Annotated in this window: 3 protein-coding genes and 1 pseudogene; 3 read left to right on the top strand and 1 reads right to left on the bottom strand. The window is 66.2% G+C overall.

Annotation, left to right across the window (positions count from 1 at the left end; genetic code table 11):
• The first annotated feature begins 67 nt into the window (after positions 1-67).
• The 3 genes and pseudogenes from AB0M87_RS33295 (at position 68) to AB0M87_RS33285 (ending at position 1,940) form a co-directional block, all read left to right on the top strand.
• Positions 68-1,051, top strand: coding sequence for a hypothetical protein (locus tag AB0M87_RS33295; protein ID WP_365859634.1), 984 nt, complete (start codon positions 68-70; stop codon positions 1,049-1,051).
• Positions 1,052-1,388: 337 nt separating this feature from the next.
• Positions 1,389-1,541 (top strand): annotated as a pseudogene (locus AB0M87_RS33290) (XRE family transcriptional regulator); the annotation flags it as partial.
• 198 nt (positions 1,542-1,739) lie between these two features.
• Positions 1,740-1,940: a terminal protein Tpg-like protein gene (locus tag AB0M87_RS33285; RefSeq protein ID WP_365859636.1), complete on the top strand. Its 201-nt coding sequence runs from the start codon at positions 1,740-1,742 to the stop codon at positions 1,938-1,940.
• A gap of 32 nt (positions 1,941-1,972) precedes the next feature.
• On the opposite strand, the gene AB0M87_RS33280 is transcribed toward AB0M87_RS33285, so the two are convergent.
• Positions 1,973-2,239 (bottom strand): hypothetical protein, encoded by a 267-nt coding sequence (locus AB0M87_RS33280; RefSeq protein ID WP_365859632.1) that lies wholly within the window; start codon positions 2,237-2,239, stop codon positions 1,973-1,975.
• Between the last annotated feature and the right edge of the window lie 242 nt (positions 2,240-2,481).

Here is a 2,481-nt window from a genome sequence, read left to right as displayed (position 1 = left end):
GCGAGGCTTCTTCTTCCCCATGCTCTCCATGATGAACATCCTCCCGGGGCTGAACCCCTGATCTCGAATGTCCGTCAAAACGGAGCAAGCTCAGGTCATCTACCTGGATCAAAATCACTGGATCACGATGGCGCGGGCACGCTATGCGCCCGAGAAGATCCAAAAGGCTGAGGAGCGCGAAGCCGCCACTGCATTGTGGGAGTTGGCCGCGACCGGGCAGGTCCGGTTGCCGCTGTCGATGGCCCACCTCGTAGAGACCGCTCACCGCGGCTTGAAGCCCAGCCGTCGTCGGCTCGCACGAGCCATGTTGGACGGCTACGGCGGGTGGCACATGCTCAATCCGCTGGTCGTCCGACGGTACGAGTTGGTGGGCGCATTCAGCGGGACGAAGCTGACGGCAACGGACGTCTTCACCACCGCCGCGAACTCCCCCTTCTTCAATTACACGCCTTCGAGCAGCGTTGCCGCGCCGACCGCCGCCCATCGCCCGGACGGCCTCCCCTGGCAGGTGGCCTGGGCAAGCGCCCTGCTGGAGGACACGCTTTCTCCGGAGGAGCTGGCCGCCAGTAATGCGGTCATCGAGCGATGGGCCGCTACCCTCTCGACGCTCGCCCAGTACATGCGGGATCATCCAGGAGATCGCGACATACGTCTGGTGACGGCCGCACACATGCTGGGCGATCAGGGTAGAGACATCGCCCAGGCACTCCTGATCGCTGGTATCGGCAGCGAGAACGTCTCTGCTCTCCTGAACGAGGAAACGGTGGTCGACTTCTTTGCTCGCTTGCCCTTCAACGGCGGAGTACTGGAGATCACTCAGGCCCGCTTGCGCAACGCATCGGACAAGTGGGTACGCAACGACCTAAATGATCTGTTCTACCTTGCCTGCGCCGCAGGCTATGCCGACCACGTCGTCGCGGAGAAGAAGACCGGCGTCTTCCTCCAGCAGGCGTCGCGCGGGCTCAACACCCCGCGTGCCTTGGTTCACGTCAATCTGCGCTCCCTCGTGCACGACCTCCAGACGCCGCAGGAGACGGGCCGTCACCCATAGCATGGGCGCGGGTCCGCTCGCGAGGCCGGCGCCAGCGTCCTCTCGGCCTGCGGACGCAGGATGAGTCGGCGCGCAAGACAGCCAGCCCGGACCACCTCGCGTGTATTCCGGCCGGGACACAGCCTCTCATCACGTTCGGCGGTGCAATCCTTGAGCAGGCCCCGCCGACCGGGACACTCTGACCTCTGTCCGTCACCATCTCCGTCTCCCGTTCTGCGCCCATAGCCCAGGTTCGCCGATCGTTCGCCCTATACGGCGGATCTCGGTCACGAGTGGCCACCTCTGTGGGAGAGATGGCAGCTCCGATAGCCATAGGGGTCAAGAGCCGGGGAGAGTCATGGGAAAGATCAGCAACGGAATCGAACGAGCACTGCTGACGCGCCCGGTACCTACAGGCGCCTCGGCATTGCGTTTCCTCATGAGATCCGAGAAGGGCTCCACGAGGAAGGTGGCACGTCTTCTGGGCGTTTCACAGCGAACCGTGCAGCGGTGGGTGACAAAGAAGTCCGGAGCACGTCGACCGCCGGGTCCGCGGCATGCCCAGGCGATCGACAAAGCGGTCCTGGCTCGGTGGCAGCCCCGAATACGGGCCCGTCGGCGTGCCCAGGCAGAGGCGGAGGGGTTCGTCTTCCATACCCGGGCGCGGTTCGGGTTTGCTGCTGCGGCAGGGTCCTCGGACGATCCGCGGGTGCGGTGGATCACCCAGGATCTGCCGGGAGAGGTAGCCCGGGAGCTATTCGCCGCCCGGGACGCCGGCGCGGGCGAGCAGCAGACGGTGATCCTCGCCCGCGCGCTGGGACACAGCTACTTCCGCGAATGGGGCCGCCGGGCCCACGGTCTACACATCGTCTTCAGCGACGTCGAGTTCGCCGACTTCTCGATCGACTGAGCCTGCCACTTCGAGCGACCGCGTCAGGGTGTTCAGCGTCGTGAGGGCCTGACGCGACTGGTCGGCACCGCTTCGTACCGCTCGGCTTCCTGCCGCTCGCGCCAGTCCCACTCCACACGGCCGACAGGGCCTTCGCGGCGGGCTGCGGGCGGCTGGGGCGGGCGCAGCTTGGCCGTCTCCGCCACGCGCAGCAGGTGCGCACGGTCACCTGGCGCGGCGAGCAGTTCCTGGTCCTCGCCGGAGACGAGCCAGGTGAAGCAGGCCGCCGCTCGCAGGAAGACGCCCGCCCAGGGTGGCACGGGGTGGGCGGCGCAGCCGTGGGTCTGTCCAACGAACGGTGTAATTCGGGTTGTTGAGGTTACTACCGGGCTGCGGAGAGACGGCCGTCGAAGGTGATGTCGAAGGCGTTCAGTGCGGCCTTCCAGCGCATGGTCCAGCGGGCCTGGCCCTTGCCGGTGGGGTCGAGCGACATGATCGCCATGTAGACACCTCAGGGCGCTAACTCGTCAAGCGGCGACGGCAAGGTGGGCTGCGAAGGCAG

Origin of the sequence: Streptomyces sp. NPDC051320, assembly GCF_040682175.1 — a bacterium.
GTDB lineage: Bacteria > Actinomycetota > Actinomycetes > Streptomycetales > Streptomycetaceae > Streptomyces.
Note: the sequence above shows the minus strand (reverse complement) of the source record. Positions and strands in the feature narration are given on the sequence as shown.

Bases quoted from the DNA above. Each gene is read 5' to 3' on its own strand.
- AB0M87_RS33295 (WP_365859634.1), top strand. From the start codon at position 68: ATGTCCGTCAAAACGGAGCAAGCTCAGGTCATCTACCTGGATCAAAAT.